The sequence below is a fragment of the Pseudoflavonifractor sp. An176 genome (assembly GCF_002160435.1).
GTDB lineage: Bacteria > Bacillota > Clostridia > Oscillospirales > Oscillospiraceae > Enterenecus > Enterenecus faecium.
Genome location: NZ_NFKO01000028.1, coordinates 1 through 26,055 on the forward strand (window position 1 = coordinate 1; position 26,055 = coordinate 26,055).

The window sequence follows — 26,055 nt, forward strand, 5'->3', positions numbered from 1 at the left end:
AGCAAATTCGTAAACAGCACTTATGCGATTGAACCGCCGTGTACCGAACGGTATGCACGGTGGTGTGAGAGGACGGCTACTCAACTAATGGGTAGCCTCCTACTCGATTCCAAGGATGGGCCGTGTTTGGTGATGTGGTCACAGAAGAAATCTCACAGTTTGGGTATACTAACCTCAGACAAAGGAAAGGAGCTGACCCACATGGCGGCGATCAATATAAATAAGGAACAATTTCAACAACTGACCCAGGGCGATCAGCCCGTGCTGGTGGATTTTTGGGCACCCTGGTGCGGCTACTGCCGCCGGATTGGCCCTGCATTTGAAAAGATTGCAGAAGAGTATGGCCAGAAGCTGGTGGTGGCTAAGGTGAACATCGACGAGGAGGCCCAGCTGGCTCAGGAGCAGCAGATTGAGGTGATTCCCACCCTGGTGCTGTACCGAAACGGGGAGGCCATCTCCTCCATTGTGGCTCCCGAGTCCAAGGCCATGATCGACCAGTTCATCCGCCAGGCGTTGGAGCAGTAAGGAGGGGACGGTCATGGGTGAACACCACATCTATGATATGATCATCGTGGGCGGCGGGCCGGCCGGTTACACCGCCGCCCTGTACGGGGCCAGAGCTGGACTGGATACCCTGGTGCTGGAAAAGCTGTCCGCCGGGGGCCAGATGGCTCTGACCCAGGACATTGACAACTATCCCGGCTTTGAGCACGGGGTGGACGGCTTTACCCTGGCGGAGAATATGCAGCGTCAGGCGGAGCGGTTCGGAGCCAAGACGGAGTACGCCCAGGTTTTGCGTATGAATCTCACAGGGGCACCCAAGGAGCTGGAGACCAGCGAGGGGACCTTCTACGCCAGAACCGTGGTTCTGGCCACCGGGGCCAATCCCCGGGAGCTGGGCCTGGACCAGGAGGCCGCTCTGGTAGGGAAAGGCGTGGCCTACTGCGCTGCCTGTGATGGCATGCGGTACCGGGATAAGACGGTGGTTGTGGTGGGCGGCGGCAATTCCGCCGCCGAGGACACCCTTCTCCTCAGTCGAGTGGCCCGGAAGGTGATTTTGGTGCACCGGAGAGACACCCTGCGGGCCACCAAGGTGTACCACCAGCCTCTGATGGAGGCGGAAAACGTGGAGTTTCGGTGGAACAGCACGGTGGAGGAGCTGCTGCACGAGGACAAGGTCACCGGCGTGCGGCTCCGGGACGTGAACACCGGGGCGGAGACCACGGTGCCCTGCGACGGGGTATTTATCAGCGTGGGCAGAAAGCCCGCCACCGAATTGGTGCAGGGACAGCTGGAGCTGGACCGCGGGGGCTATGTGGTGGCGGATGAGACCACCGCCACCAACCTCCCTGGGGTGTTTGCCGTGGGCGATGTGCGCACCAAGCTGCTGCGCCAGGTGGTGACGGCAGTGGCAGACGGCGCAGTAGCCGTGCACATGGCCGAGGAATATTTGGCCGCCACCAACTAAACGTGTGTTTTCTGCAAAAAACAAGGGAGCAAGGATTACCTTGCTCCCTTGTGGTCCGAGTGGAGAGACTCGAACTCCCGACATACTGCTCCCAAACGGTTAAACTAAATTTTTTCTGGTTGTTTCTAATGGCTTTAACCATTTTCAATACATTCTCATCACTCTTTGTTGCTCTTAATTCCACTGTTTCCGAGTGCTCCGACGCTGTCTGTGGTCAAACATGTGGTCAAAGAGCCCTTCTTGACCAGGCGCGGTATCCGCTGCCGCTGCCTGTCCAGAAGGGCTCTTTTTCATGTTCAGGTTTGGGGTATTGTACCTCTGGCGAAGCCTGAATGCAAGTCATTTCTGCCCCTCAGGCGTATCAGTTTTTAGCACGCCTAATCAAAGATAAGAAAACATCGCAAAAAGCAGGAAGACCTGGCCCGTGATTGACACAGGCCGGGTTGTTCCATTTAGTCAAATCCTTCAAAAAGTGGGTTCTCCTCCAAAAGCTCTTGCAAATGAGTTTTCAGCTCTGCTTCCCCAAACCAGTCACACGCATCCAACAAATCTTCCTGAGCATCCCCTACATAGGCGCTCTGAAATAGTTGCCGTGCCAGACGGTCATCGTGTTTAAGTTGTTTCAAAAGGGGAGCTTGGACAAACTGATTTCGGCACAGATCGCACATATCCCATCCCAATAGTTGCTGGGCCACCTCTGGTTCCTGAAGGTGACTTTCTGCGGTGTCCAACAGCAACTTCATCATCTGAACTGCGGTCTGGGGGTCACTGTCACCGGTTTCATATAGGAGCTCCTGGGTGTCCATATCCTCCAGTTCCTCCGCAGTCCAGCGCCGGACAGCATCGGGGAAGTCGGCAATCAGCAGATCCCGGCAGGCCCATTCGTTTTCGGAGAAGTCCCAGCGGCGCACCATATCCACCAGTTCTGTGCGGGTAAAATGGCGTGGCGGAGGCGTAGTGTCCTCCACAGAGACGGTAAAACTCAAAGTAATTTCTGGTGTGCTTTTCTCGGGAACCAGCTTGGCTCGTTCGGATGGGAACAGAGAGGAAGTACTTCCAAAATCCCCGCACCAGCCACACTCCCAACGGTTTCCCCGCACCATGACAGGACTGCCGCAGTGCGGACATCGGACTGTTGCCATACACAAGCCCCCTTTCTCACACTGTCATTGTATCGGTTATGACCTTACATATCAAGGGTGTTGCAATGAGAATGGTCCCGATTATGGGACAAATATTTTCTTATTCTGACATATGAAAAATCATCTTGTCTATATTCAGATAACAGAATATAATATTTGGTAGAAATTTGGAATGTAGAGGGATGCTGTATGGAGTTCTTAACAACGAAACAAGCTGCAGAGTTGTGGGGAATCTCTCCACGCCGAGTGGCTCTCCTCTGTGCTCAGGGCAGAATTCCGGGAACAGTCAAAGCGGGAAAGACTTGGCTGTTGCCTCCGGATGCGAAAAAGCCGGTGGATCCAAGATATGAAAAGACTTCCCTATAAAAGTAAAGGGTGTTTAATTATCTCAACATATGATATCATCTGTGGTGACAATGATATAATGGTGTAGAAAAAGGAGGTGCAAGTAGGAAATGAGTACCAAACAAAGTTTTGGAGGGCCATGGACGATTGAGAAACTGAATATACTCTCTAACTATTTAGATTTTTATACTACTGCCCTGAAAAATTTGCCATTTCAACTCATGTATATTGATGCATTTGCTGGAACCGGTAAAATATTAATTGGGGACCAAGAGGAGTATGAAGAAATAGATGGCTCTGCGAGACTTGCTCTACAATCCAAAGGCGAATTTGCAGAGTACATTTTTATAGAAAAGAAGAAATCATTTGCAAAAGAACTCAAGGAGATGGTAGAACACGATTTTCCGGAGAAGAAAAAAAGAGTAAAGATTGAAAAAGGCGATTGTAATAGTGTGCTTTTAGATATATGTAAAAAAGTGAACTGGAGAAATGTGCGAGCAGTTTTGTTTATTGACCCATATGCTGCGGATATAAAATGGGAAACTTTACAAGCAATTGCAGCAACAGGGGCGATAGATGTATGGTATCTCTTTCCCTTTCATGCTGCCAACCGTATGATGACACGGAGCGGCGAAATGGATTCTACATGGATAACAAAGCTTAATTCTATTTTTGGCGATGACAGCTGGAAAAATCGTTTTTATCACGCTGATCCTCAGATGAACTTGTTTGGTACAACTGAGGTAGTAAAAGAGGTCAGCACAGAAGCATTAAAGGAATATATAGAAGAACGACTTGGCAGTGTTTTTGCTAAAGTATCAAACAACTCAAGGGTATTGTTCAATCGAAAAAATAGTCCTTTATTCTTGTTCTGCTTTGCTGTTTCCAACAAGACCCCAAAAGCAATTGGGCTGGCACTTAAAGTGGCAAACTATATTTTGAAAGATCAGCACATGGGCTGAGGAATGATAATATGATACGGAAATCTTTAATTTATAAAACAGAGGTAGAATATGGCGATTACACCCTAAATCATATTCAAGGGTGTTCCCACGGCTGCAAATACCCCTGCTATGCATACATGATGGCCAAACGCTTTGGTAAAGTAAAAAGTTATGAGGAATGGATTCATCCGCAGATCGTGGAGAACACCATGCAGCTTTTAGCAAAAGAACTCCCCCGATTCAAGGATAAAATCAGCTTACTTCATCTATGCTTCACAACCGATCCTTTTATGTATGGGCACGAAGATATTTGCCAGTTGAGTATGCAGGTACTCCAAAGAGCGAATGCACATAGTGTCCGCTGTTCTGTTCTCACAAAAGGAATCCTTCCTATTGAACTGGCTGAGTTGCCCTTGCAAAATGAATACGGGATCACGGTTGTGTCCTTAGATGACGACTTCATCCGGCGATATGAACCAGGCGCAGCACCAATACATGACAGGATTGACGCATTGAAGGCGCTAAGCGAAAAGGGCTGCAAAACATGGGTCAGCGTAGAACCCTATCCCACGCCCAATATCATCAAGCAAAGCCTAAGCAATATCCTGGACGCAGTATCTTTTGCGGATCGAATCATTTTTGGCAGGCTTAACTACAACAAAGTTGTCTCTGAGTATAAGCAGCACAAGGAATTCTATAATCAATGCGCAGAGCAGGTTATTCAATTTTGTAAAGACAATCAGATCGACTATCATATCAAAACAGGCACAATAACAGAATAGGAGGACAGCTATATGGCACGTCCGAGAAAACAACTGACAGACGCAGATAAAATGCGTGACATCGAAAACTATACACACGACGACAAGAAGCGCACCAACAACCCGCCGGTGGGTATGGCCCAGCATGATAAGGCGGAGGAGAAACTCAAGACCTACCAGTTTGACCCCCATCTGGATCCCACGCTCCAGTGGGCAGGTAAAGCAGAGGGCATGAGTTTTGATGTACCTACATCCTCCATCCACATTCATGAGTCTATCAAGCCGCTGAATATCGTTGCCCGAGTGACCAAGGAGTATTCCGACGCAGAGGCCGGGCAATTAAAAGGGCAGCTGGGCTTCTTTGAAGCAGAGACCGCTGCGGAGCGGATGCGCCGCCGCCGGGAGTCCATCGAGTTCTACCAGCACGGTGTCAACTGGACAAACCGGATGATTGCTGGGGACAGCCTGGTGATCATGAACTCCCTGCTGGAGAAGGAGGGTATGGCCGGGCAGGTGCAGATGGTGTACATCGATCCCCCCTACGGCATCAAGTACGGTTCCAATTTCCAGCCCTTTGTGAATCAGAACATGGTAAAGGACAAAGATGATGATTTATCTCAAGAACCGGAGATGATCAAGGCCTTTCGTGATACTTGGGAATGGGGAATACACTCCTATCTTAGCTATTTGCGAAACAGATTACTTTTAACAAGGGAATTATTATCAGAAACAGGAAGCGTTTTTATTCAAATAAGTGAAGCGAATGTTCATTTGGTCAGATTATTATGCGATGAAGTATTTGGTTTTCAAAACTATATTGCCCAGATTTCTTTTAAGACAAAAAAGATGGCCCTGGGTCGTACATATCTCGCATCTACCAATGATTATATTATTTGGTATGCAAAAAATCAAAAATTAACAAAATTTCACACGCTATTCATTGACAAAGAAATTGGTGCTGGAAGTCAGTATACTTGTGTAGAACTTCCAAACGGAGAAAGAAGGAGAATGACTCGGGAAGAAAAAGACGATCCATCATGTTTGCCCAAAGGAGCCAGGGTGTTTAGAACGCTTGATTTGCATTCCTCTGGTCGTACAGACTCTTGTGTATTTGATTTTGAATTTAATGGTGAAATTTGTTCTCCAAGTCGAGGAAGAAGCTGGAAGACAAATAGAGATGGCATTCAAACATTGATAGATAAAAAACGACTGATTAAACTTGGGGATAGCCCCGAATATGTGCTATATTATGACGATTTTCCTGTGACAGCCTTAACTAATATCTGGAACGATACACAAGGAGCTACAGACAAAAAATATGTAGTTCAAACATCAGAAAAAGTTATCCAACGCTGTATGCTTATGACCACCGATCCCGGCGACCTTGTCCTGGATATCACTTGCGGCAGCGGCACTACTGCGTATGTAGCAGAACAGTGGGGCCGCCGTTGGATTACCTGTGATACCTCTCGTGTGGCCATCACTTTGGCAAAGCAGCGTTTGATGACAGCTACCTTTGACTACTACAAGTTGGCTCACACAGAGCAAGGCGTGAGTAGCGGATTTATATATAAAACTGCGCCTCATATCACACTTGGTTCTATTGCCAACAACGAGCCGCCCGCAACGGAAACTCTGTACGATCAGCCAGAGATCGACAAGGGCAAGATCCGTATCACCGGCCCCTTCACTGTGGAAGCTCTGCCTGCACCCGTGGTGAAGCCCCTGGACGATGTAAGCGACTGGGACGAGGACTCCACCGCCAAGCAGACCAGCTGGCGGGATCAGCTGCTGGCCACTGGAATCATGGGCCGGGGCGGCAGCCGATTGGAGTTCAGCCGTGTGGAACCTCTGTCCGGTACCAAGTTCCTGCAGGCAGAAGCAGAAACCAAGGAGGACGTGCCCCGTCGTGCGGTGATCTGTTTCGCCGGAGAGACGAAGCCCATGGACTCCCGTATGGTATCCATGGCCCTGGATGAGGTGGAAACCCTGCGTCCGGCTCCTAAAATGATTATCTTTGCCGCTTTCCAGTTCGACCCCGAGGCAGCCAAGGATATTGACGAGTTGAACTGGCCGGGGCTTACCATTTTGAAAGCGCAAATGAACACCGACCTGATGACCGATGATCTGAAGAAAAAACGGTCCTCCGACCAGTCCTTCTGGCTGGTGGGCCAGCCGGATGTGGAGCTAATCCCGGACAAGCGCAGCAAGACCCGCTACAAGGTCAAGGTCAACGGGTTCGACTACTACGATGTGAAAAAGGGTACAGTGGAGTCCGGCAGCACCTCCCGTATCTCCATGTGGATGCTGGATACGGACTACGACGGGATGTGCCTGCAGCCTACACAGGTGTTCTTCCCCATGGGTGGCAAGAAGGACGGCTGGAACAAGCTGGCCAAGACGCTGAAAGCCGAGATTGCCCCCGACCTGATTGAAAAATATGCAGGCAATGAGTCCCTCTGGTTTACGGTACAGCCCAATTCCCAGATCGCTGTGAAAATCATCGATGACCGGGGAATAGAGAGCCTGAAAGTCATGAGAGTGGGTGATGAATAATGGCCGGAATTGACCAACTCATTATTAACTCTGCCTTTCGGGAGCCGGAGCATCACTGGAAATATGACCTGAACGGACAGACATTTGTGCAGGAGCCGGGACGGCGGCCTGCCGGTTATTTCATTGCTGGTCAGGGATCCAACCAGTACAACGACATTGGACAGTTTATCGAACTGCCTCTGGTCAATAAGATTCGACCCAGAGTGAAGGCATGGCGGCAGGCAGGGTATCCCGGCGTGACGGGTGTGACCAAAAAGCTGTTGGATCATTGGAACGAAAAGGATGCTCGTCAGTATCAGTTCTTTTTCTGCCAGATGGACGCCATTGAGACCATCATTTGGCTCACAGAAGCACCTGATGCAGAAAAAGTCGGCATCGAGATTCCTGGTGACGGTGGACTGTTCCGACGCATCTGTACCAAATTGTGTACCGGCGGCGGAAAGACTACGGTGATGGCCATGCTAATTGCTTGGATGGTCTGCAATAAGGCCACTTATCCCCAGGACAAGCGTTTCTCTAAAAATGTATTCATTGTAGCTCCAGGGTTAACTGTCAAAAGCCGTTTGCAGGTACTGCAAACAGGTGGCGAGGACAACTACTATACCCAGTTTAATGTAGTCCCCATCGGCCTGATGGATAAATTGCGCCAAGGTAAGGTGTTAATCACCAACTGGCAGGCGCTGGCGTGGGACAGCGAGGAGACCATCAAAAAGCGCAGAAGTGTGGATAAACGGGGGGCTAAAAGTGATGAGGCCTACACCCGTGAAGTGTTGGGGGAGATGGCCAATGCCCAGAACATCCTGGTCATCAACGATGAAGCCCACCACGCATGGCGCAAAAACCCAGAAAACAAGGGAAAGCTGACGAAGGAGCAAAAAGTGGCAGAGCAGGAGGCCACGATCTGGATTAGTGGCTTGGATCGCATCCATAAAACCCGAAATATTTTGACCTGCTATGATTTTTCGGCCACCCCATTTGCCCCTTCCGGGAAACGCAACGATGAGGAAGCACTGTTCGGATGGATCGTCAGCGACTTCGGACTGAATGACGGAATTGAGTCCGGTCTGGTCAAGACCCCTCGTGTTGTGGTGCGGGACGATGGAACACCGGATGCGGAGAGTTTTCGCTCAAAACTGTATCACATCTATGCAGATGACACGGTGCGTGATGATATCAACCGTCCGGCCCCGCCGGAGGAGCCACTCCCAGATTTGTTGACCCAGGCATATTACCTGCTGGGAAAGGATTGGCAGGTTCTGTATCAGGCATGGCAGGAGGCTGGCGCTGTTGTTCCGCCGGTGATGATCACAGTGGCAAACCGCACTGAGACGGCGGCCCGTATCAAGTATGCTTTTGACCATCAGCGAATTCCTGTACCGGAACTGTGTGTACCAGAACTGACGGTGCATATTGACTCCAAAACCATGGATGAGGCAGAAGGAACCGCTGCTCCCGAACTCAGTGACACTAACGAAGATGGCGGTGTGCGAAAATTAAGCAAAGCAGAGGCCGCAGCCATCTTGCGGGAAACCGTAGATACTGTTGGACAACGGGGAAAACGGGGCGAACAGATCCGTAATGTGATCTCTGTGGGTATGCTTTCAGAAGGCTGGGACGCAAAAACAGTCACCCACATTCTCGGCCTTCGTGCCTTTTCCAGCCAGCTTCTCTGCGAACAGGTAGTTGGCCGTGGACTGCGTCGCACTTCTTATGACTTGGCAGAGGGCAGTGATATGTTCACAGCAGAGTATGTGAATATTTTTGGGATACCGTTCACATTCCTCCCGCATGAGTCGGATGAAACCGGCACTGCACCGACTACACCGCCCAAAACGCAGGTGGAAGCACTGCGGGACAGAATGAATTATGAGATCAGTTGGCCAAACATTGTCCGGATTGATCGAGAGTTTAAGCCTAAACTTTCCGTTGATCTGAATAAGATTGAACCGCTGACATTGGAAGCGGCGGATACCCGTTTGCGTGCCGACCTTGCCCCAATTATCGATGGCAAGACTGACCTAACCAAATGCACGGAGATTGACCTACAGAAACTGGATGCAGAGCTTCGTATGCAGCGCATCGTTTTCGAGACATCTGGACAGGTCTATGATTTGATGAAATCGTCTTGGAAGAGTGAGGGCACCAAGTATGCTTTACTTGGCCAGGTAATCCGTCTAGTGGAGGAATACCTGAAATCAGGCGCTATCATCATTAATCCCCCGTTATATAACACTGACCCGGTAAGGCAACGGATTATCTACATGATGAACATGAATAAGATTGTGCAGCACCTCTGGGGATTTATTAAACTGGAACAGACAGAACGGATCGTTCCGATTTTTGATCAGAACAAGAGAGTCCGCTCTACTAACGATATGCCCACTTGGTTCACCAGCAAACCCTGCTTTATCACACAGCACTCACAAATCAGCCACTGTGTGGTTGACAGTGCCTGGGAGGCAACGGAGAGCTATGTGCTGGAGAAAAATCCTCATGTCACCGCCTGGGTTAAAAATGATCATCTGGGCTTTGAGATCTTGTATGTATTCGACGGCGTAGTCCGAAAATACACGCCCGATTTCCTAATCAAACTGGACAACGGAAAAACTCTGATCCTGGAAACAAAAGGACAGGAAACCCGCCGAGACAAAGAAAAGCGCAAGGCACTCACTGAATGGGTCACCGCCGTAAACCAATGCGGAGAATTTGGTGAGTGGTGCAATGATGTGTCGTATAATGTGGCCGATGTGGATGGCATTATTGTAAGACAAACAAACGGTCTGGGAGCATCACATTGAACTGCACTCCACTTGTCAAACGGTATGACAAACTGTATAACCAGTGGGGTGTAGTTCCCAGATGTAAATGTCTAATTATCAGTTTTTAATACAGCAGGAGCGAGAAATGACCGAAGTAGTAGCAGCCCTGATTTGGGACAAGAACAAGTTTATGATCTGCCAGCGTCCAGCCCACAAAGCCAGAGGGCTGCTGTGGGAGTTCGTTGGTGGAAAGGTGGAGCCAGGGGAGACCAAAGAACAGGCACTCATTCGTGAATGCCAGGAGGAGTTGGTTATCACTCTGGATGTGGGGGAAGTGTTTATGGACGTGGTTCACGAATACCCCGATTTGACAGTCCACCTAACTCTGTTCCATGCCACCATCCAGAGGGGAGCGCCACAGAAGATGGAGCATAACGACATCCGGTGGATCACAGCGGATGAGATTGACCAGTACGAGTTCTGTCCGGCGGATGTGGAGATTCTGGAGAGACTGAAAACAGCCAGGTGATGCAAGTCCAGTTGCCACCAGGAGAAAGGACCAGCACAATATGAACATCATCTGCTTCGGCGATTCCAATACCTACGGCTACGACCCTCGAGGCTATTTCGACGGGCGCTATGATCCGGACTGCCGGTGGGTGGACATTCTGGCTGCGGAAACTGACTGGACCATCTGCAACATGGGACAGAACGGGCGGGAGATTCCTTCCGCCGCTCCTGCTTTCCCGGACGGCACTGACCTGCTGATTGTCATGCTGGGGACCAATGACCTGCTCCAGGGGAAAAGCCCAGAGCAGGCCGCCAAGAAGCTGGAGAGGTTTCTATCTGGCATCCGTCTGAAGAAAAGCAAGATACTCCTCATTGCACCACCGCCAATGACCTTGGGTGAGTGGGTGCCCAGCCAGCAACTTATTGAGGGTTCCCATACCTTTGCCCGGCTCTGTCAAGCCCTGGCAGAGCAGCTTGGCATCCGCTTTGCCGATGCCGGAAGGTGGGACATCTCCTTGGCCTACGACGGCGTACACTTCACGGAGCAGGGCCACAAAGCCTTTGCTGCCGGACTTCTGGAGGAACTCAAATGAAACGAATTGCAATTTTACTCTCCTCTCTACTTTTGCTGTTGACCGGATGTGGTGGGAATGCCACAGACGGCTCCTATGAGCAGATCACCCAGGAAGCTGCCAAAGAGATGATGGACACCCAGGAAGTGATTGTCCTGGACGTGCGGGAACAGAGTGAGTACGACAGCGGCCACATTCCTGGAGCTGTCCTGCTGCCGGTGGGAAGCATAGATGAGAAAACTGCCGCCGCCGTGATTCCTGAAAAGGATTCTACTGTGCTGGTCTACTGCCGCAGTGGAAACCGCAGCAAGACCGCATCCTCCACGCTGGCCGGACTGGGCTACACCAATATCTATGAGTTTGGCGGCATTAACACCTGGCCCTATGAGATAGAGCCATAACTGCAACGAAAGCCCGCAAGCAACACAAAATTTATATCGCCTAAACATAGAGGGGCCTGTTGCAAAATTCAGTTTTGCAACAGGCCTATACTTAGTGATTATGGTTTCGGTGCTGCAAGAAGCTCACATACAAAGGCTACAGAAGAAGTTACTCCTGAAAATAAGTTGAATTGGACAATTGCATCATAAATCGAGTCTGGATATGCTGACTGAAATGCAATCATGCAAAGGCGTTGAATATCATCAATAGACGAAGTGGAACATCCTGAAGTTTCAAAATCAGACAAAAAAACTGACACTAATTCCTGGAAAAATTTTGCGCCGCCTATTGTTTCAAAAGTATTGCCCATCATTTCTTTTAGGCTTGAAATATTGGCTTGGAGTACATCGTTTTTAAGCAAATGCCTTTCGAGTTCATTGGCAGTGGAGTAATAAAACAACGTCCAAAGGCAAATATCTTGAAAGGGACCAGAGGAGAGGTTGGATTCTTTTTGTATCTCATCGATCTTCATCCAAAAGAAAGAAGAAATAGTTTCGGCAATTTTATCCCGCCTCGGTATTTCTTGCTGATGATTTCTCTTTTTGAAAAATATAAACATATCCATTCACATCCTTATGAGGGAAATATTAATTGAGATCGATTTGAATTACAATACAATTTCGTATTTATAATCTTTCATGATTTTATCTGTTCCCTTTTTCTTGTATGAGCTCTCGCTGACAATTTTTCCGCCACATTTCTGGGCAACACGATTGGAAGCGGCATTTCCCTGATTCACATAAATGGTTACTTTCTCGGCTCCTTGACGACGAGCATAATCTATCATTCCCTGAGCGATTTCAGTTGCGTAGCCTTGACACCAAAAATTCTTATGTACGCAATAGGCAATGTCGTATACTTTCTTGTCATCACTTATTATGAAACTGCACGTCCCTACCCGCTCTAAGGAATCCTTAAAAACAGGAATCAAGTAACAGCATTCCTCATCCTCGCCTAAGCCTTCTAACATCTTCAAATGTTCATCATCTATTTCTTCTTTTGCTTCATCTGGTAAATATTGCCCCATTTCTGGATTGTTCCAGATACTATATGCCCACAAGGCATCGTCCTTTGTAAATCCTCTTAATACAAGCCTTGAAGTTTCAATATCATTTATCTTCATAATGTCCTCCGTCAAGTTCAGCTTTTCACCGTTGCTTCTTTCATCAAGGCATTCGCTTCACCAGCTGCGGTATCTTCGCCTAGGGTGCGCTTGCAGTCATGGAGAGCATGAGCGAAAGCGGTCATAGCCGTTTCCTGTGCCCTTGATTTGATGATATTGTAACACACCAATTCCAAGCTGTCATGCAAAGGATACATCGCTATAAACAAAGAATACAGCCGAGGGGTGCTTCGTCCAGAAGCGCCCCTCGGCTTATGTTATTATTTCCCGTATTTCTCCCGTAGACTCTGGTGTCCCTCCTGATCCCGCCGCCGTAGATCATCTGCCGAGCAGATCTGCCATTGGGGATCGTCCGTCCCCAGATCCAACTGCATGACTGCTTCCGGATAGTGAATCTCTGGGTCAAAGCCGATGTCCCCGGCCACCATCCGTTGCCAGGGGGTATTCGCTGGTGGAGCCTGCACTTCATCCACAGTGTAGTCTTCCAGATCATGCATGGTGTCGATCTTCCGGAGAAATTCCTCCCTAGTCAACGTTCCGTCCAGATATTCCATTCGAGCCAGACGGGCGTTCTCGCTCCAGGCATCATATTCCATGTAGTCCACGCAAATCAGGTCCTGCCGGTTTTCGGGAAGGGCTATGGTGTAGCGCAGCATGCGGGCGTACATCCGGTCCCGCAGCCGTTTGCAGGCCAGCAAAGCCTCGTCCTGCTCTGCATCCAGGTTGCGCTTGAAGCGGGAACCTCTCTGCTTGCAGGGGAAACCGTCTGTCTCCCGGTCGCAGTAGTGGGTTTCCTTTCTGGTTTTGGGAATGAAGTAGAGCCAGCAGTAGTCACAACGGGCAATGCGCTGCTTGTCCTGCCGAAAGTACAGGGCAAGCTCCAGCCCCAGCAGAGCAAAGAGAGAATTGACGGCATAGACCTGCCCTTTGCTCGGCCCATCCGGAAGCAGGGCAGGATCACATAGGGACTGCAGTTCCGGATAGGTTCCAATCAGCTTCTGGAATCGTTCCTGCTGCGTGGCTCGCTCCATACCATCACAGGCAATCTCCAGTACATTGCGTAAGTACACCTGGGCCCGAACAGGCTCCTCCAAAATCTGAAGCAGCTGCTCTGCAGCCCGGAGGAGGAATGATGCACTGCCGTCATCCTCTTGCCGCAGGGATTGGTCCAGGAGTTGCCCCAAAACAAAGTACCCCACCGGATCAATCTCCTGGAGCATACTGGGCAGCAGAAGCGCCTCGGCAACAAAGTCTTCAAAGTCCTCCAGGGATACCTCAAAACGTGTTTCAAGGAAGGGGTGCTGCTCCCGCAGCTTTTGAATCTCCCGGCGGTAGGAGCGGTAGTCAATCTCGGAAGCAGCTATGAGATGCTCAGCGGGAGTTGCGCAAGGAAGTGTGGTTGTCCTGCCGTCTGCGTAGTGCAGGATCACAGACCAAAGATTTTTATCTTCTGCCTTCAGCAGCAATAGGGGAATTGCATCTGCCATCGGTCCGCCTCCTCTCAAGATCACTTCCTGATGTAAACTGCTCTTTTTTTATTTTACACTGAACTCAGCCCAAAGGGCAACCGCACCTTGAAAATGAAATACCCATCATCAGAGATGATACTCACCGGGGAAGTATCGCCATGACACTGTTAGGGAAAACAGGGGAGCGTACCAAGGGGAAGCAAACGCCGTGTAGGTTAAGAATGAAGCAGGCCCCCGGTTTTTTTTCACCGGGGGCCTGCTCCTATTTCCTGTTCGGTTTTCGTTTAATGGCCAGCAACCGAATGAAATCCTCAAACAATGAAGTGTCCACTGGCTCAAACATCAGCCATTTTCCATCGTGGTAAGTTGGCGTTTCATCATAAATGTTTTGAACTTCCGGAACGTAATGCTCTTTGTCGTTCTCGAATTTCAAGCGCTCATCCTTGCCCAAGATGACCATAAACCCGATGCAGTTTTCTCTGGCATAGAGCGCGCACAGGGTTTTGCCGCCCCGGCGGTATTTGTACTCATAGGTCCATGCCTTCCCACCGCTGCCCCACAGGCGCTCCATGTCATATTTCTCGTCAATCAGGGCGCATAGTTGCGTCCAGATTTCATATAAGGGTTTCCCCACTAAAGTTGTCATCTGCTCCGTGCTTGGCGCGATCTCAGGCATGACAGCCGCCTCCTCGATTTACTTCTTTTCCACCGGGATCCAGACCTCGCAGTAGTAGTCCCGATCCTGGGTTCCATCCTCAAACTTGCTGGCGTCGCTGTACAGCTCCACATTGATACCCGCAGCGATCTTGTAGTCAGGGTTCATGGGCAGCCACTGGGAAAAGATCTTCTGGTTTAGTCCCTGAAGCGCCTGAGGCATCTGACCAGTGCAGGGGAATACCGCCCAAGTATGAGCCGGAATGGTGCGGGTGGTGAAGCCGTCCGGGATCTCCTTGGCGGGATCGTAGTTGTCGGCGATGAGATATTCAAATTCATTTCCGCCCATACTCTCATCTAAGTTGATGCCGTACATGCCGCACACTGCCTTGCCGCCTCCTGTACCGAAGTGCTCCGCCCAGAACTGGGGAACCTGGACCACGGCATCCTCATACTTGAAGGTCTTTGCCCGGCAGAGCACCGTAAACGACTCTTTTTTCATAATCTTACAATCCATGTTTTGACCACCTTCCAATGTCACTTTGATCCGAAGCGGAGCAAAGGAACGGACCGCGCCTCCGCTTTTTCGCAGTGCGGCAGGTGTGAGGCCATGGAATCGGGCAAAGGCTTTGGTGAAGCTGTCCGGCGAGTCATAGCCGAACTCCAGCGCGATGTCGATGATTTTCTGGTCCGTCGTGAGGATCTCCAGCCCGGCGGCGGAGAGCCTGCGCTGGCGGATGTAGTCGCCCACCGTCATGCCGCACAACATAGCAAATCCCTTCTGAAAGTAGAAGGGGGACAAGGCCGCCTGATGTGCGATCTCCCGGATGGTCAGATCCTCCCGGAGATGTTCCTCGATATACTGGATCGCCTGATGAATGCTTGTTACCCAATCCATTGGTCACACCGTCCTTCTGGATTCAGCATATCGGAAAGGAACGGACTTTGCCCGATTTTCCGTGCTCATATTTGTCCGGCGGCGTTGTCACAGCACAGCTCTTAGGACCGATCTTCCGGAAAAACCTTATGCTTTTTTCCTCGTCAAGAAAACGCCGACCAGTGCCACAATCAGGGCGAAGGGCGCCAGACGGACAAAGCCCCATTCAAAGACGTGGATGGCCACGCCCATGACGGCAGTTTCCGGGGCACTGTAATCCCAGCCCAGGTAGGGACTGCTGACCACCAGCAAGACCGCAAACAATGCCACAATGATTCCACATACTATAATCAGCGACCAGTGCAGCGCAGCTCTTCTGTGTGCCTTTCTCCGGGCAAACTGCAAATTGATGATCTCCAACTTTTCCGAGAGGGCCTTGACCTCGTCCGCCTTCGCCTCCACCACCGTCTCTCCCAGCAGCGTGCTCACGGGTGTCTCCAGGGCCTCCGACAGGGCAATGAGCAGATCGGAGTCCGGGACGGACAATCCCTGCTCCCATTTTGAGATGGTCTGCCGCACTACATTCACCTTGACCGCCAGCTCCTGCTGGGAAAGCCCCTTAGATTTCCGGATGGCTTTGATGTTTTCATTGAGCATGTGGGCTCACTCCTTTCGGCCCCATTGTAGGGAAAACGGCCCGTTGCCGCAAGCAACGCAGAGTAACACGGCTTATTTCAGTAGTTCCCGCCGCAAATCGTCCAGATACAGCTTCTGCTGACGCTTTAGATAGCTGGGGACAAAGGGGCGCATCCACCAGTGCTTGGCGTTGACCGTCTCGGTGCAATGGAGCCGGGTGCCGCCCTCTGCCACCTCAAAGATCCCCTCCCAGGAGCCGGACATATTGCCGTTTTCCATGGTGAAGGCCCATCGGCATAGGGGCTGGCAGGCCGCGACGGTAAAGTCTGTGGCGTAGCCGCTTTTGGTGTGCTCCACGAAATGGATTTCGCTCAAGATTTCCACCTGGGCCAAATCGCTGCGCCAGGCGGTGCGGGAAAGGTCGGTCACCACCTGCCACACCCTCTCCACTGGGAAGGGAAAATATTCTGTCACCCTGGAAGTTGCCATACCAATGCTCCTTTCAAAACCACAATGCCTGCTCTCTCCGGAACACCGGGGTGTCCCCTTGGGCGTAGGGGTCATAGCGGTTCTCGTTACAGGTGTTCCACTCGTCAAACCACAGTTTAATTTTTCCGCTGCCGTGGTACTCCGGACCCCAGCTCTCGATGTAGACGGCGTCGGGGGCAAAGAGCTCCTCAATGCCTGTGTCCTGCTTGTCCAGCCACATGGAAAACCAGCGGCGGACCTGTGCTCCCCTCTGTTCTTGTATATCCATAGCTGCCTCAACTCCATGACACACATTTCACCGGCTGCCGGATGACGGTTTTCAGCTTTTCCGGCTTGCACCGCCGTACATCACTCAAATAGATCTCATGGTGGAACCGGCCCTGACTGAAATCCAACGCATAGCCCTGTTCCGTGGCGTACGCCTCCATGGCCGCCACAGTGGCGGGCTCGTCGTCATAGGGGCCCAGGTGCATACACTGGACGCACAGCCCTTCCTCCCAGGAGAAGAACTCCACCTTGGAGAAGTCTCGCTGCTTTTTCTCTTCGGCCTCCCAGACAGCCCAATCAAAGCCTTCTTCCGTTACAAAGTCCGGCAGGCGGATGAGGGAGATCCACCGAAAATCCGCCTTGCGGGTGTAGTCCACCCCCTGGACGCCCTCTTGCCACCATAGGCCCTCCAGGGGCGGCACCACATAGTCGAAGTAACCCACCAGCTGGTGCTTGCCCATCTTACTCATTTTGATGGTATAGGCCAAGGTATAGAGTAATTCCAGGGCCTGTTTGTAGGTACTGTCCTCCTCATTTGGATCGCCCTGCCCCCGCACGGCCAGAAAGTTCATGGCAGGTACCGTGACGATGCTCGGCGTCCTGGAGGGCAGATAAAATTCCTTGTACTCTTTCTTGTAGTCAAAGGCCATGTCAATTCCTCCTGTAACGATCGGCCAGCGTTTGGGTCAAAATGCTCAGTTGCTCACGTAATTCTGCCGGCTCCAGCAGCTCCGCCTTGTCTCCGAAGGTCAAAACCCAGGTGAGCACGCTGTCCCCATCGGGAAACCCGCCGGTGAAGCGCAGCTGTCCGTCCGGTTCCACGATGAAACAGTCCGCCCCGTATTCCTCCACCAGCCGCCAGCGGCAGGATGGCTCAAAGAGAACGGTGACCTGGTATTTTACCGGAAAGACCTGTTCTGGTTCCAGGTTGGGCAGGGGGGCGCAGCGAGGAGCAAAGGCTTCACCGCTGGTAAGCTCCGTCATACGGTTGAGCTTAAACAGGCGGAAATCCTCCCGCATTTGGCACCAGCCCCACACATACCAGGTGGACCAATGGAACACCAGATAATAGGGCTCCACGATGCGCACCGATTCCTCTTTGGGAGAGAAGTAGGTGAAACGGATGGTGCGGTGCTGCTCCATGGCCCCTTGGATTCGCTCGATTTTGGGCGGCAGACTGGTCTTGTACCAGGAAGCCAGGTCAATGAGCATATGTGCTCCACCGGGAACCAGTCCACCTGTCCCGGCGGACAGCTTTTCCATCAGCTGGGCGTAACGCCGGGTGCCACTGACGCTGTCCAAACTCCGCAGTCCCGCCAGAATGGCCTGCATTTCCGGGGCAGTGAGTACCGTGCGGTCCACCCGGTAGCCCTCCATGATGGAGATGCCGCCCCCAGAACCCTGAGTAGTAGCGATGGGGATGCCTGCCCGGCACAGGGACTCGATGTCACGCTGGATGGTCCGGCGGGACACCTCGAACTGCTCCGCCAGCTCCGGGGCGGTGACCTTCTCCCGCTGGAGTAGGATGGACAGGATACCGATAAGCCGCTCCATTTTCATGGGAACCACCGCCTTTCCTGATTCTGACTGCATTATAGCACAAGAACACGACAACTGTGTGTCATGTTTCTCAAAGAATTGCAGCGGCTCATATCGTATGGTATCATAGTCCCACTAAGACCGTCAGGCAGAGGATGGATCATGCCATGAAAATCAGAAAAGTGGAAACCGACAAAAAGAGATACTTGGATTTGCTGCTGCTGGCCGACGAGCAGGAGAACATGATCGACCGCTATCTGGAGCGGGGAACCATGTATGTGTTGGAGGACGACGGCGTCAAGGCCGAATGTGTGGTGACGGACGAGGGAGACGGCATCCTGGAGCTGAAAAACCTCGCCGTGGAGCCTGCCTTTCAGGGCAGGGGCTACGGAAAGAACATGGTGGACTTCCTTGTCCGTACTTACAAGGAGCAGTATACGGTGCTGCAGGTTGGCACCGGAGACAGTCCGTCCACCATCCCATTTTATGAATCCTGCGGCTTTCGTAGGCACCATCTGGTCAAGAACTTTTTTACTGACCACTACGACCACCCCATCTACGAGTGTGGGGTGCAGCTGGTAGACATGGTGTACCTGCAAAGGGAGCTGAGCCTGTAGGCGTATCAGTTTTAACAAGCTATAATCAAAGAATAGCGCCTTCCGGAATCTGCAGGTTTCGGAAGGCGCTTCTTCGGCTTATTTTGCAATTTGATACTTGATGCGATTGCCGTATTTTGCAGAGCGCAGCAACCCAAGTTTCTCAAACTTGAGTACAAAGTTGCGGATGGTCGCATAGGCCGCATTGCCAAAGTCCTTCTCCAACTGCTTGGTGGAGAACTGGCTCTCCCCATAAGCGGTGAGGACAAACTGCCACAGGGCTTGTTCCTTTTCCGTAACATCGCCCCGGGACAAAGCGTTCTGGAAGGTTTCTGTGGTGTTGGGATCGGGCAAAGCCGAGGCCAGCTTGTGGTACACATGTTCAATGAAATAGGTCAGGAAAGGCGTCACATCCATGACCCCGCTGATCTTCGCATTCTGCTCTGCCAACGTGTAGGCGTTGTAGTAACCCCGACGGCTCTTCTCCACATACTCAGACAGCGGGACAAACAGGGCGGAGGAATACCGCTGCTGCACCAGATACCACAGGTGTATCAGTCGGGCCATTCTGCCGTTGCCGTCAAACCAGGGATGCAGGTAGGCGATGTAGAAGTGGATGAGCGCCGCTTTCAGCAGGTCGTTCATGGCAGATTCCTGATGGATAAACTCCACCAGATTCCCCATATACTCCGGTAGCATCTGCCAGGGGAGGCCGATGTGCTCCACTTTGTCACCCACGATATACACGCTGTCATGGCGGTATTTATGGCCGGGCAGGAGCTGATCATCCTCCGGTAAAAATGCTCCAATGGTAAGCTCATAGAGCTGGTGGATGCTCTCCTCGCTGATCGTATGCTGAGGATCGCTGATAAACTCCAGGCCTTTCTTCATGCCGTAGATGCGGTTCTCACTCTCGCTTACGGGGGCGTAGCCGGACAAAATCCTGCGGACGCTGTCCCGGGAGGTGTCGATCTGCTCGATGGAGAAGGTGGAGAGAATTTCGTCCTCCATGGCCTTTCTGCCATAGACCTGGCTGCTGCTCTGGGGTGTCAGCAGCACCTTGGCCGCCGACAGCTGAACCTGGGCAACAGAATCCAGATAGACCAGATTCTTTCCATTGAAATCCTTTAGCGGCAGAGGCTTATAAAAACCGATGTCAAGCAGTGCCACAAATTCCTTCAGATCAGCCTGAGGGTATTTGTAGCCAAGTTTTTTCAGGTCGATGATGCTTTTGTCGGAGAGCATCTTGGCAAACAGTCCGGCATCCATTGTGTTCACCTCTGATATGACATAGTATCAATTAGTATCAGTATAACAAAGGATCTCCATCGTTGCAAGCGTCTATACAAGCATTGTGCCGCTGGATCATCTGTTGAGATTCAGCGGGCGGCTACTCGTCGTCATCCAAAATCATGCCGGCTGCCGCCGCCGGAACCCAGCTCCTCAAAGGTGCAGACGATCTCTTCAATTTGCTGAAAGCATTCGCTGTCTGCCAATGTGTCATCCTCCAGGATGGCCTTGATTTTAGCCAGGGCCTTGTAGCATTCCAACTCCACAATCTTTGTTACATCTGTATTTGTGAGTTCCGGAAAGGAGACCTGGATTTTTTCGTTTGCCAACACATGACAAAGGATTTCCTGATACAGTTCCATGCAACCACCGCCTTAGTACTTATAAGTTCTACAAATAACATTGTAATGAAAATTTGCGGTATCGTCAATAGTATCAATTAGTACTAAAGGCGGTGGGCGGTATGTTATTTCAACGACTGAGAGATTTGCGGGAGGACAGGGACCTACGGCAGGAGGATGTAGCAGAAATTTTAGGGATCACCCAGACGGTGTATTCCCGCTACGAGCGTGGATTTCAGACCATTCCTGTGATTCATCTTCTGAAATTGGCGGACTACTACAAGGTGTCTACCGATTATATTCTGGGACGAACCAACAACAGCAAGCCATACGATACAAAATGAAGCATCTGAAAGAATATGCAAGAAAACCGCCTGTCCAGGCGGTTTTCTTGTGTCAAGAGTAGGGGACGCTCCGGTTATCGCACCTGCTGCATCATCAAGCCGTGGTGATTGCAGTAGCAGTAGAGGTATCCTCTGCCCTGGAAGCGGAATCTGCATTCAGCATTGCCCTCCGGGTACAGCTTCACCATCTGAAACTTGTTGGATGTCACGTAGGCCAAAAAGGATATGTAGTGGGATTTGGTCATGGGGTGATGGACGGTGATGAACTGCTCGTCTTCCGCCTGTTCGATCTGGATTTCATGGTGTTCATCCAGCGGTTCAGCCTCCAAAGCCGGAAGGGACACACCGCAGCAGCTGATGACGGTATCTCCCATGGAGTGAATGACGTTGCCGCAGATGGGGCAGACATACAGTTTGGAGCGGAGCAGATTGGCGGACGTATTTTGGTTGATGACGGCATCGCCTTTCATCAGCTCCATGACGGAGACACCCGGGGCGGAGGAGAGAGGCTCGATGAGTGAGATGTCCGGCAGTCCTTTGGCAGTTTCCGATTTGAAAATGGTCTTGCTGTTAACGTCAATTTTATTTGCAAGCTCTGCTTGAGTCATCTTTTTCTGCTCGTGCGTGAGATATGAGCTTTGCAGAGAAGCCCTGCTGATAAAAATCTTGGCGTAGAAGTTGGATAGAGATATAATAGAAATAAACGGAAACAGGGGCTGAATTAGACAAATTTTGAGTGTATCAGAGATGGGATGTGTGAAATATTTATGGAGAAAATTTTTTACCAGAAGTTGTTTAGTGCTATTTGTGATGCAATCGATGTTGCAAAGTCAGTGGAAACGGAAAATCAGTCATATAATATCTTCGAGATTCTGAAGATTCAGGACAAAGAGGTGCTGATTTGTCGCTTGTTGGGAGATTTGCTGGATCCGAGCGGTAGGCATTGTTTAGGTGAAAAGCCGTTGGCCATTTTCCTCAGGCAAATAGGATATGACAGGGCATTTTCCAGTGAGGAACTTCGATCTGCTAGAGTTGTTTTGGAGGAAGTGATTGATGAAAATCGCAGAATTGATCTAGTCATATATGTTAAGAACTTTGTCCTCCCTATTGAGGTGAAAATTTGGGCGGGAGACCAAAAGAATCAGTTGCGTGATTATTATTTCCACTTTGAAAAAGAGAATCAAAGTCATATAGATAAAATTTGTTATTTAACTCCCGATGGACGAGAGCCATCTCCATATAGCTGCAATGGGCTGTCGCTGGATCAGATTCAGATACTGTCATTCCGAGATGATATCGCAGCATGGCTCGACGAAGTGTTGGGGGTGGTGGAAAATCAGCGAATCCGTACGACATTAGAAGAGTTTAGAGAGGTGATTAAAAGCATGTATAAAGAAAACCGTATTTTCAATGAGCTGATTGACATTCTGAAACTGGGGAAAGACGATGGATTTCTATCAAATGATGCGATAAAGGCCGTAGTTGCCATCCTAAGTGCAAATGAAAATGAGCAACTGTGGGAGAATATTAGAAGAGCGTACTTGCGACACGCATTGCGGTTTGATACCTCCGAATACGAGTTGGTAGACGATGACAGAAGAGTAAAGGACGGTCACAGTATATTTGTTGTGAAAAAACAGGGGAAAACAGTTGCTTGGATTTGTGTGGACACCAATTTGTACATAGTAGCTGAACGTATTAAAACTGAGAATCGGGGATGTTGGAGTGGTGATAACGACTACTATTGGAGATATCTATGTCCGAATGGCTTGAAAAAAACGTATGCACTAAAAAAAGCAAACCTTCAGATTTTGAACTATGATTCTATTGAATTAGGAGAATATCTTGATGAGATAGATCTATCTGGGGCAGTGGTCTGCTGAAGAGGGGGACTGTGGACTTGCTGTATCATCAATCCGTGGTGGTTTACAGCAGTGGTGATAGACAGAAAATACCTTCCATTGAAAATAACGGATTTTCAATGGAAGGTATTTTGTACCCTATGTTATTGATTCCACCGCCGCCGGTCCCACTCCTTTTTCAGAATGGCGTACTGCATGGTGTTTTCGTATTTGGGGGTGCCGTCGGGATGGTTCACGAAGGAGATGAATTCCAGGAACACGCCCTCCTGACGCATGCCCAGTTTTTCACACAGATGCTGGCTGGAAAGGTTGTAGTCCTCTGTGTAGGCGTAAATGCGCCTTGCATTCTTTTGGGAGAAGAGGTAGTCAAAGAAAGCGTATGCCGCCTCAAAGGCGTAGCCCTTGCCCTGGTAGGCCTCGTTGAGCATCCAGCAGGGGCTGAAGGTGTCCCGTGGGGCGTCCTGGTCTGCGTGGGGCTCGCCCGCCTCCGGGTAGGCGTCGATCTCCCCAATGACCTTGCCGCTGTCCTTCAGGGTAATGGCGAAGTAGTACTCCGTCTCGCCCAGGCGCTTTTTCACTTCTGCCTGCGCCTCATCCAGAGAGTGTAACTTCATGCTGGCGAAGCAGTTGACTGCAGGCGCTCTCAGATATTCATAGACATCCGCTGCATCGCTCTCTAAAAACGGGCGCAGAATCAGCCGTTTTGTCTCGATCACCATACTTTACTACCTCCATCAAATGAAACTGTGGTACGGTGGTACCTGTATCCACAGGCCGATGTTTTCACCAGTGCAATTCGCATTTTCCGGAAGTGTGCTGAAACTTCCAGTGCAGATAGTATCGGCTGGTTTCACCATCCAGATGAATCGACTGGGAGGGATTTTGCCTGTTGAGTTTCAAAAGCGGCTGCTTTTTCTGATCCAACAGAAGGACTTCCGCCTCGCCTTTGGCCAGTTGGACATCCAATGTAAATGTGTAAGTCCTGTTTTCGTAAAAGCGCCCCATATGCCTGACCCATCCGGTGCAGGCGTCCAGCTTCACCTTATCTCCGGTTTTCCCCGGCAGAAACATAAACAGGATCGCTTGGATACATTTCGTGGTCGCAATTGCGCCCCAATAGTAAGGCAAGCCCTTAAATTTCATGCGCCCGTCCTCCTGAATATCATATCTCTGCCTATTGTGCAGTTATTCTGAGCATATAATGCTGTAAAGTTAAAAAATCCGCCAAAATCATAAGATCTTGGCGGATTTTTGGTCCGAGTGGAGAGACTCGAACTCCCGACATCCTGCTCCCAAAGCAGGCGCGCTACCAACTGCGCTACACCCGGATATTTCAGCTTACGGGCTTATATTATAGCGGATTTCCTTGCCCTTGGCAAGAGTTTATGATATGATTTTCTCGACTTTCTTTGAATGGTACGAGGTGAAGCCAATGAGAATGCGGAAAAAGAAGAACTTGGACCGGCGCATGGAGAACTGTGCCGATTTGTGGATTAAAAATCCCGCTGCCCAGCGGGGCAAGTGGCGGGAGCTGATGCCCCAGGCCCAGGGGGTACGTCTGGAGCTGGGCTGCGGCAAGGGACGATTCACCGCCGAGACAGCGGCGGCCAACCCCCAGGACCTGTATGTGGCGGTGGAGCGGGTGCCCGACGCCATGGTCATTGCCATGGAGCGGTGCCGGGAGAAGGGGCTGCACAACGTCTTTTTTATTGACGGCGATGCCGCCTGCCTCAGCGATTACTTCGCCCCCGACGAGGTGGATCTGCTGTACATCAACTTCTGTGATCCCTGGCCCTCCGTGAAGCACTCCCGCCGCCGTCTCACCCACGAGAATTTCCTGCGTGGGTATCGCCAGGTGCTGCGGGACGGGGGCGAGATCCACTTCAAGTCGGACAACCGGGACCTGTTTGAGTGGTCCCTGTTCCAGTTCCCCAAGGCCGGGTTTGAGTTGTCTCAGGTCACCCGCAATCTCCATGAGCACGGCATTTGCGGTGTGATGACCGACTATGAGGAGAAGTTCCACAACCTGGGCACCCCCATCAACCGCTGTGTGGGCACCAAGGTGGCCCTGCCTGATATGCCGGTGGTGGATGCCCTGAGCCAGCGCCTTCCCCAGTTTGAGATTCGTCGGTGGGAGGAGGAGGACCTGCCCGCCGTTCTGGCCCTGATGGAGGGGAACGCCGCCTATTATGAGATTCAGAACCAGGGCCAGCCCACCATCCACAGCATCCGGGAGGATATGGCCACCCTGCCGCCCCGGTGCATCCAGGAGCAAAAGCATGATTTGGGCCTGTGGCAGGAGGGCAAGCTGGTGGGAATTTTGGACCTGGTGGAGGGCTATCCCCGGGAGCGTACCCTGTGGGTGGGCTTCTTTATGGTGGACGCCAGCCTGCACCGCCAGGGCGTGGGACGGGCTGTGGCCCAGGCCCTGCCCGGAGCAGCTGCCGACGCCGGAATGGACAGCATCCGCCTGGGCTGCCTGAAAGGCAACACCAAGGGCCACGACTTCTGGCTGGCCATGGGCTTCCAGGACCTGCGGGACGGCGAGGTCCGGGGAGGCAGCGCCGTTTGGATTATGGAACAGCTGGCCGAACACGAATAAAGCCAAGAACCCACATAGCAACGCAAGAAGGAACAATCATCTTGCATGGTCTAAAAGCCCTCGGCAGGGTTTTCCCGCCCGGGGGCGGGAAAATAAATCGAAATCCGTTTTTTCCGGGGACATGCGCATCGGAAAAAACACTTCTCAGCCCGCCAGTGTGGAATCGGGTCGTCCTTTGACCCGATTATGCATGCAGCGGGCTGCATCCCCTCGAAAAAATGCTGGCATTTTTGAGAAGCGTGTCGAATTGCTTCGACACGCAAACAAGGGCCTGTTGCAAAATAGGCCAGAACAACAAAACGAGAGGCTAACCTTTTTGGGGGTTGGCCTCTCGTTTCATTTGCTTTACAATTTGTTTGTGCAGACAAATTATAACAAGCAAGATCAGTGTACCGTATATGAGTGCCACGGTCAACTGGTATTTGCATTGAACTCACAAAAAATATTACCGGAGAACGCACCCGTCCG

The 26,055-nt window shown here is 51.0% G+C and carries 30 protein-coding genes and 1 tRNA gene; 14 read left to right on the forward strand and 17 right to left on the reverse strand.

Going from position 1 to position 26,055, the window contains the following annotated elements:
* The first annotated feature begins 201 nt into the window (after positions 1–201).
* Both trxA and trxB read left to right on the forward strand, forming a co-directional pair.
* The gene (gene trxA, locus B5F12_RS09640) at positions 202–525 is read left to right on the forward strand and encodes a thioredoxin (RefSeq protein WP_087233808.1); all 324 of its coding nucleotides are present in this window, start codon (positions 202–204) and stop codon (positions 523–525) included.
* Positions 526–538: 13 nt separating this feature from the next.
* Positions 539–1,468 carry a thioredoxin-disulfide reductase gene (gene trxB / locus B5F12_RS09645; RefSeq protein WP_087233811.1) on the forward strand — a complete coding sequence of 310 codons (930 nt, stop codon included), beginning with the start codon at positions 539–541 and terminating at the stop codon, positions 1,466–1,468.
* 452 nt (positions 1,469–1,920) lie between these two features.
* Here trxB and B5F12_RS09650 read toward each other — a convergent pair whose 3' ends face one another.
* Positions 1,921–2,610 (reverse strand): hypothetical protein, encoded by a 690-nt coding sequence (locus B5F12_RS09650; RefSeq protein ID WP_143482370.1) that lies wholly within the window; start codon positions 2,608–2,610, stop codon positions 1,921–1,923.
* A 189-nt stretch (positions 2,611–2,799) separates the two neighbouring features.
* Between B5F12_RS09650 and B5F12_RS09655 the strand changes: the two genes are divergently transcribed.
* The 8 genes from B5F12_RS09655 to B5F12_RS09690 all read left to right on the forward strand — a co-directional run bounded on the left by B5F12_RS09655 (position 2,800) and on the right by B5F12_RS09690 (position 11,458).
* The gene (locus B5F12_RS09655) at positions 2,800–2,976 is read left to right on the forward strand and encodes a helix-turn-helix domain-containing protein (protein WP_087233817.1); all 177 of its coding nucleotides are present in this window, start codon (positions 2,800–2,802) and stop codon (positions 2,974–2,976) included.
* Positions 2,977–3,065: 89 nt separating this feature from the next.
* On the forward strand, positions 3,066–3,917 hold the full coding sequence (gene tcmP / locus B5F12_RS09660; protein WP_087233820.1) for a three-Cys-motif partner protein TcmP: 852 nt from the start codon (positions 3,066–3,068) through the stop codon (positions 3,915–3,917).
* Between the two features lie 11 nt (positions 3,918–3,928).
* A complete protein-coding gene (locus tag B5F12_RS09665; protein WP_087233823.1) occupies positions 3,929–4,681 on the forward strand; it encodes a radical SAM protein in 753 nt (250 codons plus the stop codon).
* Positions 4,682–4,693: 12 nt separating this feature from the next.
* The gene (locus B5F12_RS09670; RefSeq protein WP_204221547.1) at positions 4,694–7,216 is read left to right on the forward strand and encodes a site-specific DNA-methyltransferase; all 2,523 of its coding nucleotides are present in this window, start codon (positions 4,694–4,696) and stop codon (positions 7,214–7,216) included.
* On the forward strand, positions 7,216–10,014 hold the full coding sequence (locus B5F12_RS09675) for a DEAD/DEAH box helicase family protein (protein WP_087233825.1): 2,799 nt from the start codon (positions 7,216–7,218) through the stop codon (positions 10,012–10,014). The genes B5F12_RS09670 and B5F12_RS09675 overlap by 1 nt, the downstream gene beginning before the upstream one ends.
* Positions 10,015–10,120: 106 nt before the next feature.
* Positions 10,121–10,504, forward strand: coding sequence for a (deoxy)nucleoside triphosphate pyrophosphohydrolase (locus B5F12_RS09680; RefSeq protein WP_087233827.1), 384 nt, complete (start codon positions 10,121–10,123; stop codon positions 10,502–10,504).
* Positions 10,505–10,544: 40 nt separating this feature from the next.
* The gene (locus tag B5F12_RS09685) at positions 10,545–11,078 is read left to right on the forward strand and encodes a GDSL-type esterase/lipase family protein (RefSeq protein ID WP_087233830.1); all 534 of its coding nucleotides are present in this window, start codon (positions 10,545–10,547) and stop codon (positions 11,076–11,078) included.
* On the forward strand, positions 11,075–11,458 hold the full coding sequence (locus B5F12_RS09690) for a rhodanese-like domain-containing protein (protein ID WP_087233832.1): 384 nt from the start codon (positions 11,075–11,077) through the stop codon (positions 11,456–11,458). The genes B5F12_RS09685 and B5F12_RS09690 overlap by 4 nt, the downstream gene beginning before the upstream one ends.
* 98 nt (positions 11,459–11,556) lie before the next feature.
* Here the strand turns inward: B5F12_RS09690 and B5F12_RS09695 are convergent, their stop codons facing one another.
* The 10 genes from B5F12_RS09695 to B5F12_RS09740 form a co-directional block, all read right to left on the reverse strand.
* On the reverse strand, positions 11,557–12,057 hold the full coding sequence (locus B5F12_RS09695) for a hypothetical protein (protein WP_087233835.1): 501 nt from the start codon (positions 12,055–12,057) through the stop codon (positions 11,557–11,559).
* A 48-nt stretch (positions 12,058–12,105) separates the two neighbouring features.
* Entirely contained in the window at positions 12,106–12,621 is a 516-nt protein-coding gene (locus B5F12_RS09700) for a GNAT family N-acetyltransferase (RefSeq protein WP_087233838.1), read from the reverse strand.
* 260 nt (positions 12,622–12,881) lie between these two features.
* Positions 12,882–14,108, reverse strand: coding sequence for a DUF6076 domain-containing protein (locus B5F12_RS09705; RefSeq protein ID WP_087233841.1), 1,227 nt, complete (start codon positions 14,106–14,108; stop codon positions 12,882–12,884).
* A gap of 244 nt (positions 14,109–14,352) precedes the next feature.
* A complete protein-coding gene (locus B5F12_RS09710; RefSeq protein WP_087233844.1) occupies positions 14,353–14,766 on the reverse strand; it encodes a DUF3788 domain-containing protein in 414 nt (137 codons plus the stop codon).
* Positions 14,767–14,784: 18 nt separating this feature from the next.
* Positions 14,785–15,642: an AraC family transcriptional regulator gene (locus tag B5F12_RS09715; protein ID WP_087233847.1), complete on the reverse strand. Its 858-nt coding sequence runs from the start codon at positions 15,640–15,642 to the stop codon at positions 14,785–14,787.
* A gap of 126 nt (positions 15,643–15,768) precedes the next feature.
* Positions 15,769–16,278, reverse strand: coding sequence for a helix-turn-helix transcriptional regulator (locus B5F12_RS09720; RefSeq protein WP_087233850.1), 510 nt, complete (start codon positions 16,276–16,278; stop codon positions 15,769–15,771).
* Between the two features lie 72 nt (positions 16,279–16,350).
* Positions 16,351–16,746 (reverse strand): SRPBCC family protein, encoded by a 396-nt coding sequence (locus B5F12_RS09725; RefSeq protein ID WP_087233853.1) that lies wholly within the window; start codon positions 16,744–16,746, stop codon positions 16,351–16,353.
* Between the two features lie 13 nt (positions 16,747–16,759).
* Positions 16,760–17,014, reverse strand: coding sequence for a hypothetical protein (locus B5F12_RS09730; protein WP_087233855.1), 255 nt, complete (start codon positions 17,012–17,014; stop codon positions 16,760–16,762).
* 7 nt (positions 17,015–17,021) lie between these two features.
* Positions 17,022–17,663 carry a GyrI-like domain-containing protein gene (locus tag B5F12_RS09735; RefSeq protein WP_087233858.1) on the reverse strand — a complete coding sequence of 214 codons (642 nt, stop codon included), beginning with the start codon at positions 17,661–17,663 and terminating at the stop codon, positions 17,022–17,024.
* Position 17,664: 1 nt separating this feature from the next.
* The gene (locus B5F12_RS09740) at positions 17,665–18,573 is read right to left on the reverse strand and encodes a YafY family protein (RefSeq protein WP_087233861.1); all 909 of its coding nucleotides are present in this window, start codon (positions 18,571–18,573) and stop codon (positions 17,665–17,667) included.
* A gap of 146 nt (positions 18,574–18,719) precedes the next feature.
* Here B5F12_RS09740 and B5F12_RS09745 point away from each other — a divergent pair, with 146 nt between their 5' ends.
* Entirely contained in the window at positions 18,720–19,169 is a 450-nt protein-coding gene (locus B5F12_RS09745; protein ID WP_087233864.1) for a GNAT family N-acetyltransferase, read from the forward strand.
* Between the two features lie 78 nt (positions 19,170–19,247).
* Here the strand turns inward: B5F12_RS09745 and B5F12_RS09750 are convergent, their stop codons facing one another.
* The gene (locus B5F12_RS09750; RefSeq protein ID WP_087233866.1) at positions 19,248–20,417 is read right to left on the reverse strand and encodes a Fic family protein; all 1,170 of its coding nucleotides are present in this window, start codon (positions 20,415–20,417) and stop codon (positions 19,248–19,250) included.
* A 131-nt stretch (positions 20,418–20,548) separates the two neighbouring features.
* A complete protein-coding gene (locus tag B5F12_RS09755; RefSeq protein ID WP_087233868.1) occupies positions 20,549–20,800 on the reverse strand; it encodes a hypothetical protein in 252 nt (83 codons plus the stop codon).
* Positions 20,801–20,901: 101 nt separating this feature from the next.
* Here B5F12_RS09755 and B5F12_RS09760 point away from each other — a divergent pair, with 101 nt between their 5' ends.
* Positions 20,902–21,123, forward strand: a complete 222-nt coding sequence (locus tag B5F12_RS09760; protein WP_087233869.1) for a helix-turn-helix transcriptional regulator — start codon at positions 20,902–20,904, stop codon at positions 21,121–21,123.
* Between the two features lie 74 nt (positions 21,124–21,197).
* Here B5F12_RS09760 and B5F12_RS09765 read toward each other — a convergent pair whose 3' ends face one another.
* Positions 21,198–21,731 (reverse strand): desulfoferrodoxin family protein, encoded by a 534-nt coding sequence (locus B5F12_RS09765; RefSeq protein ID WP_087233871.1) that lies wholly within the window; start codon positions 21,729–21,731, stop codon positions 21,198–21,200.
* Positions 21,732–21,890: 159 nt separating this feature from the next.
* Between B5F12_RS09765 and B5F12_RS09770 the strand changes: the two genes are divergently transcribed.
* Positions 21,891–23,006, forward strand: a complete 1,116-nt coding sequence (locus tag B5F12_RS09770) for a PD-(D/E)XK nuclease family protein (protein ID WP_158096796.1) — start codon at positions 21,891–21,893, stop codon at positions 23,004–23,006.
* A 122-nt stretch (positions 23,007–23,128) separates the two neighbouring features.
* Here B5F12_RS09770 and B5F12_RS09775 read toward each other — a convergent pair whose 3' ends face one another.
* The 3 genes from B5F12_RS09775 to B5F12_RS09785 all read right to left on the reverse strand — a co-directional run bounded on the left by B5F12_RS09775 (position 23,129) and on the right by B5F12_RS09785 (position 24,313).
* The gene (locus tag B5F12_RS09775) at positions 23,129–23,704 is read right to left on the reverse strand and encodes a GNAT family N-acetyltransferase (protein WP_087233875.1); all 576 of its coding nucleotides are present in this window, start codon (positions 23,702–23,704) and stop codon (positions 23,129–23,131) included.
* Between the two features lie 64 nt (positions 23,705–23,768).
* Positions 23,769–24,128, reverse strand: coding sequence for a hypothetical protein (locus B5F12_RS09780; protein ID WP_087233877.1), 360 nt, complete (start codon positions 24,126–24,128; stop codon positions 23,769–23,771).
* A 109-nt stretch (positions 24,129–24,237) separates the two neighbouring features.
* A tRNA-Pro gene (locus tag B5F12_RS09785) sits at positions 24,238–24,313 on the reverse strand.
* 104 nt (positions 24,314–24,417) lie between these two features.
* Between B5F12_RS09785 and trmB the strand changes: the two genes are divergently transcribed.
* Positions 24,418–25,587 carry a tRNA (guanosine(46)-N7)-methyltransferase TrmB gene (trmB, locus tag B5F12_RS11895; RefSeq protein ID WP_158096797.1) on the forward strand — a complete coding sequence of 390 codons (1,170 nt, stop codon included), beginning with the start codon at positions 24,418–24,420 and terminating at the stop codon, positions 25,585–25,587.
* The last annotated feature ends 468 nt before the right edge of the window (positions 25,588–26,055 follow it).